Below are 18,618 nucleotides of genomic sequence, written 5' to 3'. Positions count from 1 at the left end.
GTTCCCTACTCCCAGAGATAGACCGTCGAGCCCGCGGGCCGCTCGCTGTTGGGCAGCGGCCGCTGGAACAGCACCACCCCGCCGTGCTGCAGCTTGCGCACCTTCACCTTGAAGCCCTGCTGCCCCAGCTCGGCCCTGGCGTCGTTGACGTTCTTGCCCACCACGGTCGGCACGAGCCGGTTGTCGGACTGGTCGGTCGCCTCGTTGTTGTTGCCGTTCTGGAACCACTGCCAGAAGTCCTGGCAGCGCGACACCGTGATCGTGGCCTGCGCGCCCTTGTCCACCTCGGACTTGGCCTTGGGCAGCTGCGCGATGACCGTGCACGGCTCGGCGTCGTCGTCGACCTCGTTGACCTGCACCTGGAAGCCCTGCTGCCCGAGGAAGTTGTAGGCCTCGTCCTTGGGCATCCCGTTCACGTCGGGCATCACCAGCCCGGCGCTGATGGTGATGTCGACCTTGGTGCCCGCCTTGACCTTCTCCCCGGCGTCGGGCTGGGTGTTGACCACCGTGTTGCGCGCCACCTGCAGGTTCTGCGCCCGGCGGATCTGCCCGATCTCCAGCCCCGCCTTCGCGATGGCGGTGCGGGCGTCGGCCTCCTCCATGCCCTCGGTCTTGGGCACCAGCACCAGCTTGGGCCCCAGCGATGGCACCAGCGTGATGAGCGCGCCGCTCTCCACCTCGGTCTTGGCGACCGGGTCGGTGCTGAGCACCTGGCCCTCGGCGACCTTGTCGTCGTACTGGCCGGCGGCCAGCTTCACCCGGAAGCCGAGCTGGACGGCGCTCTTCTCGGCCAGCGCCACGTTCTTGCCGATCAGGTCGGGCACCGGCACGTACTTGGCCTGGGCGAAGAACCAGCCGGTCAGCGCGATCGCCACCACCATCACCGCGGCCAGCAGCACCAGGAACCAGTTCGGCTTGAACCCCTTGCGCTGCGGCGCCACCACGGGCGGCGGGGCGGGCGGCGCGGTGTGCATCTCGGTGCGGGACTGGACGAGGGTCGGGTTGGGTGCGGCGTGGCGCGGCACCGCGTTCGGCTGGGAGTGCGGGCCCGTCACACGCGGCAGCATGCGGTGCGCGTCGACGGCCTCGACCAGCATCGCCGTGGCGTCGGCAGGCCGGTCGCGCGGCTCGCGGGCCGTCGCGTGCGCCACCAGCGTGTCGATCAGCGGCGGCACCCCCGGCATCACCGACGACGGCGGCGGCACGGTGTCGTGGACGTGCCGGTAGGCCACCGACATCGGCGTCTCGCCGTCGTAGGGCTGCTGGCCCGTCACCAGCTCGAACAGCATGATCCCGGCGGCGTAGACGTCGCTGCGCACATCGGCGGCGCCCGTCGTGACCTGCTCGGGCGCCATGTAGGCGATCGTGCCGATCATCACGCCGGTGCGCGTCTGGTTGGTCGCCTCGATCGCTCTGGCCAGCCCGAAGTCCACCACCTTGACCCGGCCGTCGTCGGTCAGCAGCACGTTCTCCGGCTTGACGTCGCGGTGCACCAGGCCGGCCTGGTGGGCGGCGCCCAGCGCGGCCAGCACCGGGATCAGCACCTCGAGCGCCTCACGGGCCGGCAGCCGGCCCCGCTCGCGCAGCACGTCGCGCAGCGTCTTGCCCGGCACGTACTCCATCGACAGGTAGACGACGTCGTTGTCGGTGCCCTGGTCGAAGACGTGCACCACGTTCGGGTGCGACAGGCTCGCCACCGACTTGGCCTCGCCGATGAAGCGCCGCACGAACGCCGGGTCTTCGGCCAGCGAGCGGTGCATCACCTTCAGCGCCACGGTGCGGTCGAGCCGGATGTCGAGCGCGAGGTAGACCGTCGCCATGCCGCCCCGGGCGATCCTGGACTCGATGCGATAACGCCCATCGAGAAGCCGCCCGACGAGGGGGTCCGCAGTCGTCGTGTCCACGGGCCAGAGTTTACGGCCCTTTTGCTACCCGGCGGGTGTTCGTGTACTTATCCGTTACCCCTGGCAAGGGGGATTGGTCGATATGTTACGGCGAGCCGTGGAGATCGCCGCCCGCCGTCGTGGGCTGAGGGCCCGCGGGCGGCGCTTCCGGCGAGTCGGTGACGCTCGCCCGCCGTTACGACTCCGTCCTGGGCCGCCTAAGGGGTCATCGGGGAGGACGCCTTGGCGTAGCGGCGACGCGGGATCCTGCCCGCCTGGTAGGCCTGCCTGCCCGCCTGGACCGCCAGCTTCATCGCCGAGGCCATCAGGTCGGGTCGCTGAGCCCGGGTGACCGCCGTGGCCAGCAGCACGGCGTCGCAGCCGAGCTCCATCGCCAGGGCGGCGTCGCTGGCCGTGCCGATGCCCGCGTCCAGGATCACCGGGACGCCCGCGGCCTCCACGATCAGCTCGATGTTGTGCGGGTTGCGGATGCCCAGCCCGGAGCCGATCGGCGCGCCCAGCGGCATCACCGCCGCGCACCCGGCCTGCTCCAGCCGCCGCGCCAGCGCCGGGTCGTCGCCGATGTACGGCAGCACCACGAAACCGTCGGCCACCAGCCGCTCTGCCGCGTCGAACGTCTCGATCGGGTCAGGCAGCAGCGTCCGCTCGTCGGCGATGACCTCGAGCTTGACCCAGTTCGTGCCCAGCGCCTCCCTGGCCAGCCGGGCCGTCAGCACCGCGTCGCCGGCGGTGAAGCAGCCCGCCGTGTTCGGCAGCACCTTGATGCCGCGCTCACGCAGCACGTCGAGCACCGAGCCGCGGGCCGCCGGATCCAGCCGCCGCATCGCCACCGTCGTCAGCTCCGTGCCCGAGGCGGCCAGCGCCTGGTCGAGCACCTCGAGCGAAGGGGCGCCGCCGGTGCCCATGATGAGCCGGGAGGAGAACTTCTCCCCGCCGATGATCAAGTCATCCACCTTGCACCGCCGTCAGTACCTCGATCCTGTCCTGGTCGGCCAGCGCCGTGCTCTCCCACGAGCTGCGCGTGACCACCTCGTCGTTCACCGCCACGGCCACGCCCGTGGTGGCCGGCGTCAAGGCCCGCACGGCCTGCCCGACCGTCGTCCCCTCGGCCAGCTCGTGCGCGGCCCCGTTGATCGTCACCTTCATGCGAACCTCCCTGGCGCGCACAGGGCCGCCAGCTCGCTCTCCTCGCCCTGCAGGATGGCCGCGGTGAGCGGGGCAAGCAGCACCCCGCCCCTGTGGTGCCCGGTGGCCAGCTCGAGCCCCCCGACGCCGCTCGGGCCGATGATCGGCAGGTTGTCGGGTGTGCCGGGCCGCAGCCCCGCCACCACGTCGCCCAGCTCCAGCTCGGTGATGCCAGGCACCAGCTCGCGGGCGTCCCTGAGCACCTCGTACAGCCCGCCCGCGGTCACCCGCCGGTCGAAGCCGAGCTCCTCCTGCGTCGCGCCCACGACCAGCTCGCCGTCGCCGCGCGGCACCAGGTAGACGGGCGAGCCGTGCACGCTGCCGCGGACCGTCCTGCTCAGCAGCGGCTCGCGGGAGCGCAGCCGCATGATCTGCCCCTTGACCGGGCGCACCGGCACGTCGAACAGCTCGCCGCTCCACGCCCCCGCCGCCAGGACCACCTGCTCGGCCTCCAGGTCGTACGGCTCCCGCCGCTCGGGTCCGACCGGGGCCAGCCGTACACCGTGGACCTTTTCCGCGTCGCGCAGGAGCTCGGTGGCGCGCGCCAGGACCAGCGGCACCCGGCGGCGCTCAAGCGCGGCCAGCAGCGCCCTGGTGACGCGGCGCGGGTCGACCCAGGCGTCGCCCGGCGCCAGCAGCCCGCCGCGCACCGAGGGGGCGAGCATCGGCTCCAGGCGGCGGCACTCGCGGCCGGTCAGCCGCTCGACCGGCAGGCCGAGCTTGTCCATGAAGGCGGCCAGCTCGTCCAGGGCCGCCAGGTCGTCGGCGCCGAAGGCCACGTCCAGGGTGCCCTCGGCACGGTAGTCCAGGCCCGCGCCCGTCTCCTGCGCCAGCTCGGCCGCGAAGTCCGGCCAGCGGCGCAGCGAGGCCGCCCCGAGCCGCAGCAGCGGCTCCTCGGTGTAGGTGACCTCGCTGACGGGCGCCAGCATGCCCGCCGCGGCGTGTGAGGCGCCCGAGGCAGGTGCGGGATCCACGACGGTGACGGGCTTTCCCTGGCGAGCCAGATGCCAGGCGATCGTCAGACCGACGATCCCGCCACCCACGATCACATGCACGTCCGCTCCCTTCGCCGGCATGATCCGGATCAGGTGTCTTGCGGTCGAAGGCCCGATCGGCAGCCTTCCTCTCAGCCCGGTCACGGCCGGACTCCCGCGCGTCTTACGACCCCAGCCTACGGCCTCCCCGCGCACTCCTCGCACCGGCCCGGCTAAGGTCAACACCGTGAACCGCGTCGTAGTGGTAGGAGCCGGGCTGGCAGGCATGCGGAGCGTCGAGGCGCTGCGCGCACGAGGGTACGACGGTGCGCTCATCCTGCTGGGTGAGGAACGGCACCGCCCCTACGACAGGCCACCCCTGTCGAAGGCCGTGCTCCTGGGCGACGCGGACTCCAGCTTCGTCGACTCCGACCTGGACGCGATGAACGTCGACTTCCGCCCCGGCGTCTCCGCGAAGGCGCTCAGAGCGGGCACGGTCGAGACCACCGAGGGCGACCTCGACTACGACGGCCTGGTGATCGCCACCGGGGCCGAGCCGATCACGCTGCCCGGAGACGGGCCCCAGCACGTGCTGCGGACCCTCGACGACGCGCTGGAGCTGCGCGCCCGCCTCGTGGCGGGCGCCAGGGTGGCGATCATCGGGGCCGGCTGGATCGGCGCCGAGGTGGCCACCGCCGCACGCCGCGCGGGATGCCACGTCACCGTCATCGAGGCGGGCCCCACCCCGCTCGCCCAGGCCATCGGCAGCGAGATCGGCGCCCGCACCCAGCCCTGGTACGAGGGCATCGACCTGCGGCTCGACACGATGGTCGGCGCCGTCGAGGAAGGCGGGGTCCGACTGGTCGGCGGCGAGTTCGTCGAGGCGCACGTGGTCGTCACCGGCATCGGCGTCCGCCCCACCGTGGAATGGCTGTCCGACGCCGACATCGACCTGCACAACGGCGTCGTCACCGACGAGCACCTGCGCACCTCCATGCCCGGCGTCGTCGCCGTCGGCGACTGCGCCAACTGGTGGTCGCGCCGCTTCCAGACCCGGCTGCGCGTCGAGCACTGGGACGTCGCGCTCAACGCCCCCGAGGTCGCCGCCGCCACCCTGCTCGGCGAGGAGACGGTCTACGACCCGGTGCCCTACTTCTGGTCCGAGCAGTTCGGCCACATGGTCCAGTACGCGGGACACTATCCCGCCGCCTCCCGCCTGCTGTATCGCGGCGAGCCCGAGGGCAAGTGGTCGGCCGTCTGGCTCGGCGAGGACGACACCCTCGTCGCGGTTCTGGCCGTCGACCGTCCGCGGGACCTCGTCCAGGGACGTAAAATCATCGGCTCGGGAGCCCGGATGGACGTGGATCGCCTGGTAGATCCCGATGTTCCTCTACGGGATTGTGTTGTTTAGGCAAGGACGACGTGTGGTAGTTGTGGTTTCGTGACGCTTTCTGTTGCACAGATCGACCGGGAGACAGACCAGCTCGTCGCCGAGTGGTTGACGCTCCCCGAAGTGGCCAAGCGCCTCGATCTCTCGCTCGGGCGGGCCAAGCAACTTCTCAAGGACCACAAGCTGCTCGGAGTACGCCGGGGAGGAGGCGGGCCGCAGGTGCCCGCTGTATTCCTCGACGGGAAGGACGTGATGAAGGGCCTGCCTGGCACGCTGACCGTGCTGCAGGACGCCGGCTTCGACGACGCCGAGGCGCTGCGCTGGCTCTTCACCCCAGACGAATCACTGCCGGGGTCGCCTGTCGAGGCGATCAGGGAAGGTCGTCATACCGAGGTCAAGCGGCGTGCCCAAGCCCTCGGTTTCTGACGCCCGGCTCTACCTCTGCACCGACGGCCGCAGGGAACGCGGCGACCTGGCCGCGTTCCTCGACGCCGTGCTGTCCTCGGGCGTGGACATCGTCCAGCTGCGCGAGAAGGGGCTGGAGGCGCGCGAGGAACTCGAGCTGCTCGAGGTCTTCCGCGACGCCTGCGACCGGCACGGCAAGCTGCTGGCCGTCAACGACCGGGCCGACATCGCCTACGCGGCCCGTCCAGACGTGCTCCACCTGGGGCAGGACGACCTTCCTGTGACCGTCGCGCGAGAGATACTCGGCGACAACGTGGTCATCGGAAGGTCCACCCATTCCATCGCGGAGGCTTCCGCCGCCGCGATGGAGGAGGGCGTCGACTACTTCTGCTGCGGCCCGATCTGGCCCACGCCCACCAAGCCCGGCCGCCCGGCGCCCGGCCCGTCGCTGCTCAGGCACGCGGCGTCGCTGGACACCGACCGGCCGTGGTTCGGCATCGGCGGCATCGACCTGGACAACCTCGACGAGGTCAGGTCGTACGGTGTCAGCCGGGTCGTGGTGGTGCGGGCCATCACCGAGGCGGAGGATCCGGGCGCGGCGGCGGCCGAGTTCGCCAAGCGGCTCAGGTCTTCCTAGCCGTCGCGGCCACCGCCAGCTCGGCCAGGGCCGAACGGGACTCAGGCGTGATCGGCGCGTCGTCGAGCGAGGCCAGCGCCTCGCCCAGATAGTCGCCGATCAGGTCCTCGCACTCCTGCAGGGCGCCGGTGTCGTCGATGATGGCTCGCAGCGTGGCCACGCCCTGCTCGTCCAGGTGCGGATCGCCGAGCAGGCGGCGCACGATCCGCGCGTCGTCGTCCGAGGCGGCCGCCAGCGTGCGGGCGATGAGCATGGTGCGCTTGCCCTCGCGCAGGTCGTCGCCCGCGGGCTTGCCGGTATGCGCGGGATCGCCGAACACGCCCAGGATGTCGTCCCTGAGCTGGAAGGCGATCCCGACCCGCCGGCCGTAGGCGACGCACAGGTCGTCGATCCACGGCTCGGCGGCGCCGGCCGCGAGCACCAGGCCCAGCCTGAGCGGCTGCTCGACCGAGTACTTGCCGCTCTTGTACAGCGCCACGCGCAGCGCCGACTCGAAGGTGTTCTCGCCGTGCGCCTGCTCGAGCAGGTCCAGGTACTGGCCGCACATCAGCTCGGTGCGCATGTGGTCGTGCACCGGCTGCGCCGCCTGCAGCGCCTCGTACGGCAGGCCGCTGGTGCGCCACATCTCGCCCGACCAGATGAGCAGCAGGTTGCCGAGCAGGATCGCCGCGCCCTCGCCGAACTGTTCGGCCGAGCCGTACCAGCCGCCCTTCTCGTGCAGCGTCTGGAAGCGGCGGTGCGCCGACGGCATGCCGCGGCGCAGGTCGCTCTTGTCCATGACGTCGTCGTGCACGAGCGCGCTGGCCTGCAGCAACTCGAGCGACGCGGCCGCGGTGAAGATCTCCGGCACGTCCGAGCCGCCCGCGCCGCGCCACCCCCAGTAACAGAAAGCGGGGCGCAGCCGCTTGCCGCCGGACAGCAGCTCGTTGGCGGCGCTGAACAGCGGTTCGAGATCAGGATCGTCGAGCGCGGGCTGCTGCCGCTCCACGAACTCCCTGAGGGAACGATCCACCTGCGTGCGCAGGCCGTCCATGCTCGTCATGCTTTGAGACTAGTGGCCGAGCGGAGACGCTTCGATCTCCCTGCCCGTGGGTCAGGCCTCGGGGCGGTAACCTTGTGACCATGGCGCTTGGTCGACCTTCCACCCTGCCGGACCGTGTACCCACCGTCCGCGAGCTGCTGGCCTCCGGCCAGCGGTCGTTCTCCTTCGAGTTCTTCCCTCCGAAGACGGACGAGGGTGAGCGGCAGTTGTGGCGGGCGATCCGCGAGCTGGAGGCGCTGCGGCCGACGTTCGTCTCGGTCACGTACGGCGCGGGCGGCACCACCCGCGACCGCACCGTCGACATCGTGGAGCGGGTGGCCCACGAGACCACGCTCACGCCCGTGGCGCACTTCACCGCGGTCAACCACTCCATCCGCGAGCTGCGCCACCTGGTCGGGCGCTTCGCCGACGCCGGGGTGCGCAACATCCTGGCGGTGCGCGGCGACCCGCCCGGCGACCCGTCGGCGGAGTGGGTCAAGCATCCCGACGGCGTGCTGTACGCCGAGGAGCTCGTCCGCCTGATCCGCCAGGCGGGCGACTTCTGTGTGGGGGTTGCGGCCTTCCCCTACAAGCATCCGCGCTCGCCCTCCATCGAGTCCGACACTTCCTTCTTCGTCCAGAAATGTCGGGCGGGGGCGGACTATGCGATCACGCAGATGTTCTTCCGCGCGGAGGACTACCTCCGCCTGCGCGACCGCGTCGCGGCCGAGGGCTGCGACACGCCCATCATCCCGTGCATCATGCCGGTCACGCAGATGAGCACCATCGCCCGCTCGGAGCAGCTGTCCGGCGCCCCCTTCCCCGCGGACGTCGCGGCCCGCTTCGAAGCGGTCGCCGACGACCCGGCCGCGGTCCGCCGGCTCGGCATCGACCACGGCGCCGAACTCTGCCAGCGCCTCCTGGACGAGGGCGCGCCCGGCATCCACTTCATCACCTTCAACCGCTCAAGCGCCTCCAGCGAGGTCTTCCAACGCCTCGACCCCGCCCCCGCCCTCACCGCCTAAAGCCACGGGGCGGCCCGCAAGGCGCTCGCCTCCGCGGCGCTGCGGCTGGATCTCACGGGCGCGGTGAACGTGGTCCTTGCCGAGCAGTACGAGACGGAGAACCTCCTCACCCTGGATCGGCGTGACTTCCGCGCCATCAGCCCGCTCACCGGGGCAAAGGCGTTCCGTCTGCTGCCAGATGATCTATAGCGACGGACGTCCTCGTTCCGGAGCGTCCCGCCCGGCTCCGGGTGGACGGGACGGTGCGTGAATTGCCCTTATGACGGTTGTTCGGCGGTGGATTTGAGGTGGTGGAGCCAGGTGGTCAGGGAGGTTTCGAGGGCCGCGCGCATGCCGTCCGGGTCCACCTGGATCGGGTCGCCGGCCCAGGATTCCGCCGTGTGGACGTGGACCTGGCCGTCCTGCTCGTCGAACGTCCACTGGTGGATGCCGGTGATGCCGTGCGCGGGGCCGCCCCAGAGGATGCGGTGCCGGGGTTCGACGGCGTAGACGGTCGAGGAGATCTCCAGGCCTGCCGTACTCCAGACGAAGACCGAGCCTGGGGCCAGGGGGCCGGCGAGGGCGGCCGCGGTGATGTCGGGCTGCCAGGTGGGCCAGGCGTCGATGTCCGTGTGCAGGGACCAGACCCGCTCCAGCGGGGCGGAGATCACGGTGGAGAGGCGCACGACGACGGGGGCGGAGGTGTCGATGGTGGTGATCACTTGGTGTCCTCGATCCAGTGGCCGTGGATGCCGGCGGGCACGCGGCGGGGGAGTTCGACGGTGGCGACGGTGCTCAGGTCGCCCGCGTCCACAACGAGCAGTTGCGAGGCGTCGGCCTGGAGGTCGCTGACGATGGTGAGCAGGTAGCCGTCGTCCTCATTGGTCCCGCCCTCGGCGGGGACGAAGACGGCCTCGCCGGGCATGCGGCCCTCGCCGTGGGACAGCAGCCGCTGCTCTCCGGTGACGGTGTCGAACTTGACCGTATGGTAGCCGGACAGGCCGGCCCCGGGGAAGGCGATGGCGTAGCTGTAGCGGTTGGCCGCGCCGGTGTGCGCGTCGTTGATGGACGGGAACTCGGTGGCCAGGTTGTCCAGCGGCTCGTCGGACGCCTTGCCCGTGGCCGGATCGAGGATCCAGCGGTGGAACGTGGACCCGGCGTCGGGGCTGGTGCCGTATCCGGGCGCGCCCACCCACCACTTCCACGAGCCCTCCCACGCGGCGCGGTCGTAGCGCGGCCCCTCCAGTACGACGCGGCCCTGGCCGTCGACGTAGGAGTTCGTGACGTGCAGCAGCGCCGCCTGTTCCACCTCGAACCAGGTCACCTGGGACGACGAGCGCGGCATGACCCCGATGCGGAACGGCACGTCGTCGTGCCAGCGGTAGGGGATGCCGGAGTGCTCGGCGTGGTCGAAGACCACCGGGGAGCACATGAACACGGCGTGCTCGCGCGTGATGGCGAAGTCGTGCATCAGCGAGGGCCCGGCCCCCTCCACCACGGTCGCGCGGATGATCTCACCGGCGGCGGAGGCGACGTAGTAGGTCAGGTAGGGCGGGAACGGGCTGTAGCCGAAGAAGTGCAGCTCTCCGGTGACCGGGTCCTCCTTGGGGTGGGCGGTCATCGCGCCGGTGAGCCTGCCGCCGAAGTCGTAGGGGCCGACGGTGTCGAGCTCGGCGGTGACCTCCCAGGGCAGGTTGGCCTCCTGCAGCGCCAGGTAGCGCCCGCCGTGGAAGATGATGTTGGTCCCGGCCGCGCTCACCTCGAGCTCGGTCCCGGTGAACGGCACGCCCTCCAGGTACGGCGTGCGCACCCACCGGTTGCGGTACCACTCGGCCCGGCCCTGCGCCAGCCGTACGCCGTGCAGCATGCCCGCGCCGCGGAACCAGTGGCTGGGCGTGATGCCGGGCTTGGGATTGTGGCCGTTGCGGAAGTAGCGGCCGTTCAGCTCGGGCGGCAGGCTGCCGTGCACGGTCAGCTCGCGGGCCGTGATCTCGTCGGTGACCGGCGAGAAATGGCCGGTCAGGTACGGCTTGGCCAGGTCGTTCATCGGTTGGTCTTCCTTTCGATCAGTGACAGGGATGCGGTCAGCAGTGCGGTCACGGCGCAGGCCGCGAAGGCCGTGCCGTACCCGCTGGTCAGGGAGAGGGCGGCCAGCCCGAGGGCGCCGCCGATCTGGCGGGTGGCGTTGATCAGCCCGCCCGCCAGCCCGCTGTCGGACGGCGGGACACCGGCGGACGACAGCGCGGTGAGCCGGACGAAGGCGGCGCCCAGCCCGGCGCCGATCAGCAGCGTGGGCCCGATCAGGGAGGCCGGTTCGAGTGAGAGCCAGGCCAGCCCCGCGGCCAGTACCAGCAGCCCGCCGGGCAGCACCGCGCGCCAGGGCAGCCGCCCCGCGACCCAGGACGAGACGGTGATCATCAGGGCGAGCGGCAGCTGGGTCAGCCCGGCCTCGATGGGCGAGTAGCCCAGGACGCGCTGCTGGTAGAGCGGCAGGAAGAAGAACAGCCCGAGCCAGACCGCCCCCAGCAGTGCCATGAGCAGGTTGGCCCGTGCGACGGCGCCGATCCGCAGCACGCGGGGCGGCACCAGCGGCGCGGCCGAGCGCCGCTGCAGCACGGCGAATCCGGCCAGCAGCAGCACTCCGCAGCCCGCGGCGACCCAGGCACGGCCGGCCAGGCCGTACGTGAGCGCGACCAGCCCGCTCGTCACCGCGAGCGCGCCCGGCACGTCGAGCCGGCCTCCGCGCGGCCGGTCGGGATCGAGCAGCGCCCTGCTCGCCACGAGGACGGCCAGCGTGAGCGGGACCATCACGAAGAACACCGACCGCCAGCCGTACAGCCCGGTGAGCAGGCCGCCCAGCAGGACCCCGGCCGCGCCGCCCGCGCCGGAGACCGCGCCCCACACGCCCAGCGCGAGGCCGCGCCCCTTCGCGTCGGGGAAGAGCGTGAGGACCAGCGCCAGCGCGGCCGGCGCGAGCAGCGCCGCCCCGGCACCCTGCGCGGCCCTGGCCGCGATCAGCGCGCCCGCCCCGCCCGCCAGCCCGGCGGCCGCCGACGACAGCGCGAACACGCCGATGCCGAGCAGGAACACCCGGCGCAGGCCGTACACGTCGCCTGACCTGCCGCCGAGCAGCAGCAGCGCGCCGAACACCAGCACGTAGGCGTTGACCGCCCACGACAGCCCGGCGGCGGACAGGCCGAGCCCGGCGCGGAGCTGCGGCAGCGCGACGTTCACGATCGAGGTGCTCAGCACGACGAGGAACTGGGCGGTCGCCAGGACGGCGAGCGCCAGTCTCCGGTCGGTGCGCCTGGCGCTCTGCTGCGGGCTGTTCACACGGCAACGCTCGCATCAGGCCATGAGCGCTCGCGTCGGTAGAAATCACCTACATCCGCGCCACCTAGCATGTCCTCCATGTCCCTTTTTGGGCGGCAGGCCGAGACCGGCCGGCTCGACGAACTGATCCAGGCGGTCCGGCAGGGCCGCGGCGGCGCCCTGGTCCTGCGGGGCGAGCCGGGCATCGGCAAGAGCGCGCTGCTCGAGTACGCCGCGAGCCGCGCGGCCGACTTCAGGATCGTGTGGGCCGCCGGCTCCGAGTTCGAGATGGAGCTGCCCTTCGCCGCCCTGCACCAGCTGTGCGCGCCCGCGCTGCGGAACCTGGCGGCGCTGCCGGCGCCGCATCGCCGGGCCCTGGAAGCGGCCTTCGGCCTGGAGCCCGGCGCCTCGGACCCTTTTCGCGTGGGCATCGCCACGCTCGGCCTGCTGGCGGAAAGCGCCCACGACCGGCCGCTGCTGTGCGTGATCGACGACGCCCAGTGGCTCGACCAGGCCTCGGCCGCCGCGCTCGCCTTCCTGGCCCGCCGGGTGAGCGCCGAGCCGATGCTCGTGCTGTTCGCCGTGCGCGAGCCGCCCGCCGAGCTCATCCCGCTGCCCGGCCTCGTGGTCGGCGAGCTGCCGGAAGCGGAGGTCAGGGCGCTGCTGTCCGGCGAGGTCCTCGACGAGCGGGTGCGCGAGCGCATCCTGGCCGAGGCCCGCGGCAACCCGCTCGCGCTGCGCGAGCTGCCCCGCGCGGGCGGCGAGCTCCTCCTGCCGGACAGCTCGCCCCTGATCAGCCGCATCGAGCAGAGCTTCCTCACCCGCCTGGAGCCCCTGCCCGCGCCGGCCCGGCTGCTGCTGACGCTGGCCGCGGCCGACCCCGTCGGCGACCCGGTCCTGCAGTGGCGCGCCGCCGACCTGCTCGGCCTGAACCCGGCCGCCGCCGAGTCCTCCACGCTGATCGAGTACGGCACGCGGGTCCGTTTCTCCCACCCGCTCGCGCGCTCGGCGGTGTACCGGGCCGCCACCCAGGACGAGCGCAGGCGCGCACACCGCGCCTTGGCGGAGGCCACCGATCCCCGGACGGATCCCGACCGGGCCGCCTGGCATCGCGCGCTGGCCGCGTCAGGACCTGACGAGGCGGTGGCCGCCGAGCTGGCGGCGTGCGCCGCCCGCGCCCAGGCACGCGGCGGTGCCGCGGCCGCCGCGGCCTTCCTGGAGCGGTCGGCGGAGCTGACGCCCGAGCAGGACCTGCGTGGCGGCCGCGTGCTGGCCGCCGCGCAGGCCAAGCTCGCCGCCGGTGACCTCGACGGCGCGGCAGGCCTGCTCGCCGCCCTGCTGGGGACGCTCACCCCGGCCCAGCGGGCCGAGGCCGACCTGCTGCGGGGACGGCTGTCCTTCGCCAGGCACCGCGGCGGCCAGGGAGCCACGGCTCACCTGCTGCGTGCCGCCGGCGGGTTGCGCGAGCTGGACGCCACACGGTCACGGGACGTGTACCTGGACGCGCTGGAGATGGGCCTGCTCACCGGCGAACTACGGGAGATCGTCTCGGCTTCCGGCGAGATCCCGCCGGCTCCGGAACCGGGCGGCGGCTCCGACGCCGTGCTCGATGCCATGGTGAGCCTGGTGCGCGACGGGCACCAGGCGGCCGTGCCGATCCTGCGCCCGCTGCTCGGCGACATCTCCGGCGAGGTCTGGATCCGCCGGCCGTCGCTGGCGTTCCTGCTGGCGGTGGAGATGTGGGACTTCGACGCGCTGCTGGACATCGCCCGGCACATCGTGGCCGTGGGCCGCGCCTCCGGCTCCTTCCACACGCTGCCGATCGGGCTGGCGATGCTGGCCACCGCCTCGGCGCACGCGGGGGACTTCGGCACCGCCATGGAGGCGATCGCGGAGGGCGAGGCGATCGCCGACGTCACCGGGGCGTCCCCGCTGGTCTACCCGGCCATCCACCTGGCGGCGCTGCGCGGGCGCGCGCCCCGCGACGCCGGGCACGACCAGAGCCTCAGCGGGTTGTGGGCGGCAGCCGTACTGGGCAACAGCCTGGGCGACTACGAGCGCGCGCTCATCGCGGCACAGCAGGCCGTCACCCACGACGACCTGGCGGTCACCGGGCTGGCACTGCCCGAGCTCGTCGAGGCCGCCGTCCGCTGCGGGCAGTCCGTGCCCGCGGCGCAGGCGCTGGAGCAGCTGTCGCGCCGCACGCGGGCCAGCGGCGCCGCCTGGGGTCTCGGGGTGGAGTCGTACGCCAGGGCCCTGCTCACCGGGGACGAGGACGACTACCGCGCCGCGCTCGACCACCTGGAGGGCGGCCGCGCCGCCGTCTCCCGTGCCCGGGCACACCTGCTGTACGGCGAGTGGCTGCGGCGCCAGGGCAGGCGCAAGGAGGCGCGCGACCGCCTGCGCGAGGCGCACGACCTGTTCGCCGCCATGGGATCGGAGGCCTTCGCCGCCCGCGCGGCAGGGGAGCTGCGCGCGACCGGCGAGCGCGCCCGCAGCCGCGCGCCGCACGCCTACGACGCGCTCACGCTGCAGGAGACGCACATCGCCCGGCTGGTGGCCACCGGCGCGACCTCCAGGGAGGTGGCGGCCAGGCTCTTCCTCAGCCCGCGCACGGTCGACGCCCACCTGCGCAACATCTTCCGCAAACTCGGCATCACCTCCCGCCGCCAGCTGCGCGACCTCGAAGCCCCGTAGGAAGGGGCTGAGGGGGTCGGCCACCCGCCCGCAGGGGGATCGGGCGGGTGGCGGAGGGTAAAGGGGGGCTTACTCTACGTATTCTTGGTTGTGCCCTGAGTGATGCCCGGGTAAACGTCAGTCAAGGGGAAGCGGGCGGCCGACGATGGCGTAGTCCTCGTGCCCGCCAGGGAAGACGAACCGCGAGAGCAGGTCCTGGAAGCCCAGGGTGCGGTAGAGGTGGCGGGCCGCCGTGGGCCGGTCATGGGTGGAGAGCACGCCCGAGCGCTCCCTGCGCCCGGCGCACAGAGTCCTGATCATGGCCCGGCCGACGCCCTTGCCCTGGTAGTCCGGATGGACGTGGATCTCGGCGAGTTCGAAGGCGTCGCCCAGCCAGGCCTCGGCCACGTTCCTGCCGTTCTGCGCGTCCAGGGCGCGGAAGACGACGTCGTGCCACCACTGGCCATGAGCGCCGTGGAAGCCGTAGGCGAAGCCCACGACGCGAGGCGGCCCCGGGACATCGTCCAGCGAAACACCCCCAGAAAGCGCCCCAAAAGGCGACATATCCCTTAATTCAGCGAAATAGCATTGGAAATGGGGATATGTGGCATGGTTGCGCATAATGGCCTTGCGGCCGTTGATCTGGTCCGCGGGCGGGCGCATGGCGGCCGTGTAGATATCCAGGACCGTGTCCAGATTGCCGACGAACTCGGCCGGTCCCGCCCCGCGAAATTCGATCACCCGTCGCACCCTACTCGACGTCCACCGCAGTGCCATTGGTGATGCGGATGAGCTCGTCGAATGTGGTGGGGAAAACCGTGTGCGGATGGCCGCCGGCCGCCCACACCACCTCGTGCTTGCTCAACCAGTTGTCCACCAGCGTCCGCACCGGGGCAGGATGGCCGACGGGGGCCACGCCGCCGATCGGCTGGCCGGTGGCCTGCCTGACGAACTCCGGAGTGGCCCGCCGTACCGTCTGAACTCCCGCGGTGCGGGCGATCAGCTCGACGTCGACGCGGTGCGCGCCGCTGGTCAGGACCAGCAGCGGCGAGCCGTCGGCGTCGAAGATCAGGCTGTTGGCGATGGCGCCGACCTCGCAGCCGAGCTGGGCGGCGGCGGTCGCCGCGGTGGGCGCCTTCTCGGGGAGCACCACGATCTCCCCGGGGGCCCCGAGCTCGCGCAGGGCTGTTTCAACAAGGACGGCGTTGGCAGGCAACTTCTCGGACATGCCGACACTCTAAACAAGTTGACCGCCGGATTACCTGGCCATACTGGTGGTGTAGGGTCCTTTGATTCGATTGTTAATCATATGAGAGGTGGTACGGGTGTCGGCACGACGGCTGCTCGGACTGGCTGCACTGGCGACGGCTGGCGTCGTCGCGTTCACGGGTTGCGGCTCCGCTCAGGCTGAGCGACCGCAGGCCGCCCCCGAACAGGTCGCGATGATGGCGGCCGGCGCGCGCGTGACCCCGAGCCCCGAGGTGCAGGCGCCGACGAGCCGGCTCAGGCTCGGCTCCACGGGCAAGGCCGTCACCTGGCTGCAGAAGCGGCTCGCGCAGCTCGGCTACCGCCCCGGGCGCGCCGACGGCCGCTACGGCGGCTCGACGCTGACCGCCGTCTGGGCCTTCCAGAAGGTCAACGGCATCCACCCGAGCAGCATCGTGGGCAAGCGCACCTGGACCGCCCTCGAGCACCCGAAGACGCCGACGGTCCTGGTCAAGGACGGCGCCCCGACCCGGGTCGAGGTCAACCTCACCAAGCAGGTCATGGTGTACTACGTCGACGGCCAGGTGAAGCTGATCACCCACATCTCCTCGGGCAGCGGCGTCGCCTACTGCCAGCAGGCCACGTGGCAGGGCAAGAGCCAGCGCTTCTGCGGCTCGGCCCGCACGCCGACGGGCGACTACAAGACCACCTGGCGGGCCAGCGGCTGGCACAAGTCCTACCTCGGCCAGCTCTACAACCCGATCTTCTTCAACGGCGGCATCGCGCTCCACGGCGCGCTGTCGGTGCCGCTCTACCCGGCCTCACACGGCTGCGTCCGCATGCCGATGAACGTCGCCCAGGCCCTGCCCGCGATGCTCGGCAAGGGCGTCCCCGTCCACGTGCGGGGCAGTTTCCACAGGGTGTAGGGCGTTACGGCGTACGGAACCCCGAGCCGGTGCGGTAACGGGTCATCGGGCCCAGCAAGCCCTGGACCACCTCGAAGGGCTCCATGCCGAGCCGGGAGACCACCGCCACCGACGCCCGGTTGCCCTCGTCGACCTCCGCCAGCACCTCCGGCAGCGCCAGTGTGCCGAGTGCGTGGTCGACGACGGCTCTGGCGGCCTCGGTGGCGTATCCCTTGCCCCACGCGGGCGGAGAGAGGCTGTAGAACACCTCGAGCCCGAGTTCCTCCAGCGGCCGCAGCCCCGCCGTGCCGATCGGCGAGTCGCCGCCGACCTCGTACACGAGCCAGAGCCCGTAGCCGTGCGCCGCGAAGTCGGCCGAGCTGTCGGCGATCGTCCTGGCGATCTCCGCCTCGGCCAGCACGTCCCCGTCGAACAGGAACCGCCGCACGTCCGGCGCCGTCCAGTGCTCCATGAGCCAGCCCTGGTCCTCGACGGTCGCCGGACGCAGCACGAGGCGCCCAGTCGTCAGCACATGGTTCATGATCGCCACCCTACTGACGGCCGGCGGCCCCTAGACCACCGAGATGGCCCCCGACGGGCACAGCGTCACGGCGCGGCGCACGGCCGCCTCCTTGTCCGCCGGCGGGTTGGGCTGCAGGACGAGGACCGTGCCCTCGTCCTCGCTCTGGTCGAACACCTCGGGCACGGTCAGCGCGCACATGCCCGCGCCGATACAAACCGAAGTGTCTGCCTTGATCTCCATCGTGGACCTACCAGGTAACGGGAAGGCGGTGGACGCCGTAAATGGTCATGTCGGTGCGCATCGGAACCTCCTGGGGCGGCACCGCCAGCCGGAGGCCGGGGAAGCGCCGCAACAGGGCCGGGTAGCCGATCCGCATCTCCACCCTAGCGAGCTGCTGCCCCAGGCACTGATGGATGCCGTGCCCGAAGGTGAGGTGCCCGGTGGCCTGGCGGCCGAGGTCGAGCCGCTCGGGATCGGGGAAGCGGGAGGGATCCCTGTTGATCACCGGCAGCGCCAGCGCGACGCCCTCGCCCTCCTTGACGGCCACGCCGTCGAGCTCGAGGTCCTCCAGCGCGGTGCGGGCGGGGCCGATGTGGATGATCGTGAGATAACGCAGCAGCTCCTCGACGGCGTTGTCCACCTTCGAGGGGTCGTCGCGCACCAGGGCCAGCTGGTCGGGGTTGCTCAGCAGCGCGTAGGTCCCCAGCCCGAGCATGTTGGCGGTCGTCTCGTGCCCGGCGATGAGCAGGATGAACGCGACCCCTGTGAGCTCCTCGTCGTTCAGCTCGCCGGCTTCGATGAGCCCGCTGAGCAGGTGCTCGTCCGGCTCGGCGCGCTTGCGCTTGATGAGCCCGTGCAGGTAGCCGAACACCCGCCCGAGCGCCGCCATCGCGTCCTCGGCCTTGGTCTCCAGCGCCAGCAGCTTCTTGGAGTCGTACTGGAACTGCTGCCTGTCCTCGTACGGCACGCCGAGCAGCTCGCAGATCACCAGCGACGGGATCGGCAGCGCGAAGGCCTCGACCAGGTCGACCGGGCGCTCGCCGGCGGCCATGGCGTCCAGGTGCTGGTCGACGATCTGCGCGATGCGCGGCTCCAGCATCTTCATCCGCCGGACCGTGAACTGGCCGGTCAGCAGCTTGCGGTAGCGCGTGTGCTCGGGCGCGTCCATGCGCAGGAAGATGCCGGGCGGCATCGCGAACTCCTGCTGCTTCAGCTGCGCGCTCAACTCCGCCCGCGCGGCGATCGGCGGGTGCGTCAGCTCGGGCCGGTTGCTGAAGCGCGGGTCCGCGAGTACGGCACGCGCCAGCGAGTAGCCGGTGATCAGCCACCCCATCGTGCCGTCGCCGAAGCGCATGCGGTGGATCGGCGCCTGTTCTCGTAGCTTCATGAGCTCGTCGGGAGGGTCGAACGGATGCTGTCTCGCGGTGGGAAGAGTGAGTTCGGACATGTCTGCGCTCCTTTTCCGATCCTTCATCA

At 71.8% G+C, this 18,618-nt stretch carries 20 protein-coding genes and 1 riboswitch; of the genes, 7 read left to right on the top strand and 13 right to left on the bottom strand.

Annotated features, from left to right (window positions below; all coding sequences use genetic code 11):
• Positions 1-5: 5 nt before the first annotated feature.
• The 4 genes from pknB to thiO all read right to left on the bottom strand — a co-directional run bounded on the left by pknB (position 6) and on the right by thiO (position 4,144).
• Complete coding sequence (gene pknB, locus ACIBHX_RS11435; RefSeq protein ID WP_397066532.1) at positions 6-1,904, bottom strand: Stk1 family PASTA domain-containing Ser/Thr kinase; 1,899 nt, start codon at positions 1,902-1,904, stop codon at positions 6-8.
• A 197-nt stretch (positions 1,905-2,101) separates the two neighbouring features.
• Complete coding sequence (locus ACIBHX_RS11430; RefSeq protein WP_397066530.1) at positions 2,102-2,857, bottom strand: thiazole synthase; 756 nt, start codon at positions 2,855-2,857, stop codon at positions 2,102-2,104.
• On the bottom strand, positions 2,850-3,050 hold the full coding sequence (thiS, locus tag ACIBHX_RS11425) for a sulfur carrier protein ThiS (protein ID WP_397066528.1): 201 nt from the start codon (positions 3,048-3,050) through the stop codon (positions 2,850-2,852). The genes ACIBHX_RS11430 and thiS overlap by 8 nt, the downstream gene beginning before the upstream one ends.
• Positions 3,047-4,144, bottom strand: coding sequence for a glycine oxidase ThiO (thiO, locus tag ACIBHX_RS11420; protein ID WP_397066526.1), 1,098 nt, complete (start codon positions 4,142-4,144; stop codon positions 3,047-3,049). Before thiO ends, thiS begins: the two co-directional genes overlap by 4 nt.
• A riboswitch (TPP riboswitch) is annotated at positions 4,134-4,252 on the bottom strand. It overlaps the preceding gene by 11 nt.
• 58 nt (positions 4,253-4,310) lie before the next feature.
• On the opposite strand from thiO, the gene ACIBHX_RS11415 reads away from it, so the two are divergent.
• From ACIBHX_RS11415 to thiE, 3 genes are read left to right on the top strand one after another with little or no spacing between them, the layout of a single operon-like run.
• Complete coding sequence (locus ACIBHX_RS11415) at positions 4,311-5,474, top strand: NAD(P)/FAD-dependent oxidoreductase (RefSeq protein WP_397066525.1); 1,164 nt, start codon at positions 4,311-4,313, stop codon at positions 5,472-5,474.
• 30 nt (positions 5,475-5,504) lie between these two features.
• Positions 5,505-5,879, top strand: a complete 375-nt coding sequence (locus ACIBHX_RS11410; RefSeq protein ID WP_397066524.1) for an Rv2175c family DNA-binding protein — start codon at positions 5,505-5,507, stop codon at positions 5,877-5,879.
• A complete protein-coding gene (gene thiE / locus ACIBHX_RS11405) occupies positions 5,857-6,495 on the top strand; it encodes a thiamine phosphate synthase (RefSeq protein WP_397066522.1) in 639 nt (212 codons plus the stop codon). The genes ACIBHX_RS11410 and thiE overlap by 23 nt, the downstream gene beginning before the upstream one ends.
• Here thiE and ACIBHX_RS11400 read toward each other — a convergent pair.
• Positions 6,482-7,528 carry a polyprenyl synthetase family protein gene (locus ACIBHX_RS11400; RefSeq protein WP_397067063.1) on the bottom strand — a complete coding sequence of 349 codons (1,047 nt, stop codon included), beginning with the start codon at positions 7,526-7,528 and terminating at the stop codon, positions 6,482-6,484. The two genes, thiE and ACIBHX_RS11400, sit on opposite strands and share 14 nt — an antisense overlap.
• 89 nt (positions 7,529-7,617) lie before the next feature.
• Here ACIBHX_RS11400 and metF point away from each other — a divergent pair, with 89 nt between their 5' ends.
• Both metF and ACIBHX_RS11390 read left to right on the top strand, forming a co-directional pair.
• A complete protein-coding gene (gene metF, locus ACIBHX_RS11395) occupies positions 7,618-8,541 on the top strand; it encodes a methylenetetrahydrofolate reductase [NAD(P)H] (RefSeq protein ID WP_397066520.1) in 924 nt (307 codons plus the stop codon).
• Between the two features lie 63 nt (positions 8,542-8,604).
• Entirely contained in the window at positions 8,605-8,730 is a 126-nt protein-coding gene (locus tag ACIBHX_RS11390) for a hypothetical protein (RefSeq protein ID WP_397066518.1), read from the top strand.
• A gap of 68 nt (positions 8,731-8,798) precedes the next feature.
• Here the strand turns inward: ACIBHX_RS11390 and ACIBHX_RS11385 are convergent, their stop codons facing one another.
• The 3 genes from ACIBHX_RS11385 to ACIBHX_RS11375 are packed head-to-tail and all read right to left on the bottom strand — an operon-like array spanning position 8,799 to position 11,853.
• On the bottom strand, positions 8,799-9,242 hold the full coding sequence (locus ACIBHX_RS11385) for an SRPBCC family protein (protein ID WP_397066517.1): 444 nt from the start codon (positions 9,240-9,242) through the stop codon (positions 8,799-8,801).
• Complete coding sequence (locus tag ACIBHX_RS11380; protein WP_397066515.1) at positions 9,239-10,567, bottom strand: carotenoid oxygenase family protein; 1,329 nt, start codon at positions 10,565-10,567, stop codon at positions 9,239-9,241. Before ACIBHX_RS11380 ends, ACIBHX_RS11385 begins: the two co-directional genes overlap by 4 nt.
• A complete protein-coding gene (locus ACIBHX_RS11375) occupies positions 10,564-11,853 on the bottom strand; it encodes an MFS transporter (protein WP_397066513.1) in 1,290 nt (429 codons plus the stop codon). Before ACIBHX_RS11375 ends, ACIBHX_RS11380 begins: the two co-directional genes overlap by 4 nt.
• A gap of 78 nt (positions 11,854-11,931) precedes the next feature.
• Here ACIBHX_RS11375 and ACIBHX_RS11370 point away from each other — a divergent pair, with 78 nt between their 5' ends.
• Complete coding sequence (locus ACIBHX_RS11370) at positions 11,932-14,529, top strand: AAA family ATPase (RefSeq protein ID WP_397066512.1); 2,598 nt, start codon at positions 11,932-11,934, stop codon at positions 14,527-14,529.
• Between the two features lie 117 nt (positions 14,530-14,646).
• Here the strand turns inward: ACIBHX_RS11370 and ACIBHX_RS11365 are convergent, their stop codons facing one another.
• Both ACIBHX_RS11365 and ACIBHX_RS11360 read right to left on the bottom strand, forming a co-directional pair.
• Positions 14,647-15,006 carry a GNAT family N-acetyltransferase gene (locus ACIBHX_RS11365; RefSeq protein ID WP_397066510.1) on the bottom strand — a complete coding sequence of 120 codons (360 nt, stop codon included), beginning with the start codon at positions 15,004-15,006 and terminating at the stop codon, positions 14,647-14,649.
• Between the two features lie 253 nt (positions 15,007-15,259).
• Positions 15,260-15,736, bottom strand: coding sequence for a YbaK/EbsC family protein (locus ACIBHX_RS11360; RefSeq protein ID WP_397066508.1), 477 nt, complete (start codon positions 15,734-15,736; stop codon positions 15,260-15,262).
• Positions 15,737-15,833: 97 nt separating this feature from the next.
• Here ACIBHX_RS11360 and ACIBHX_RS11355 point away from each other — a divergent pair, with 97 nt between their 5' ends.
• Entirely contained in the window at positions 15,834-16,640 is an 807-nt protein-coding gene (locus ACIBHX_RS11355; protein WP_397066506.1) for a peptidoglycan-binding protein, read from the top strand.
• A gap of 4 nt (positions 16,641-16,644) precedes the next feature.
• Here ACIBHX_RS11355 and ACIBHX_RS11350 read toward each other — a convergent pair whose 3' ends face one another.
• From ACIBHX_RS11350 to ACIBHX_RS11340, 3 genes are read right to left on the bottom strand one after another with little or no spacing between them, the layout of a single operon-like run.
• Positions 16,645-17,160: a GNAT family N-acetyltransferase gene (locus tag ACIBHX_RS11350; RefSeq protein WP_397066504.1), complete on the bottom strand. Its 516-nt coding sequence runs from the start codon at positions 17,158-17,160 to the stop codon at positions 16,645-16,647.
• 30 nt (positions 17,161-17,190) lie between these two features.
• Positions 17,191-17,382, bottom strand: coding sequence for a ferredoxin (locus ACIBHX_RS11345; RefSeq protein WP_397066502.1), 192 nt, complete (start codon positions 17,380-17,382; stop codon positions 17,191-17,193).
• Positions 17,383-17,389: 7 nt separating this feature from the next.
• On the bottom strand, positions 17,390-18,589 hold the full coding sequence (locus ACIBHX_RS11340) for a cytochrome P450 (RefSeq protein ID WP_397066501.1): 1,200 nt from the start codon (positions 18,587-18,589) through the stop codon (positions 17,390-17,392).
• Between the last annotated feature and the right edge of the window lie 29 nt (positions 18,590-18,618).

This window comes from Nonomuraea sp. NPDC050536 (genome assembly GCF_044457685.1).
Lineage (GTDB): Bacteria > Actinomycetota > Actinomycetes > Streptosporangiales > Streptosporangiaceae > Nonomuraea.
The sequence above is the reverse complement of the archived record's forward strand: the minus strand, read 5'-3'. Positions and strand labels throughout refer to the sequence as shown.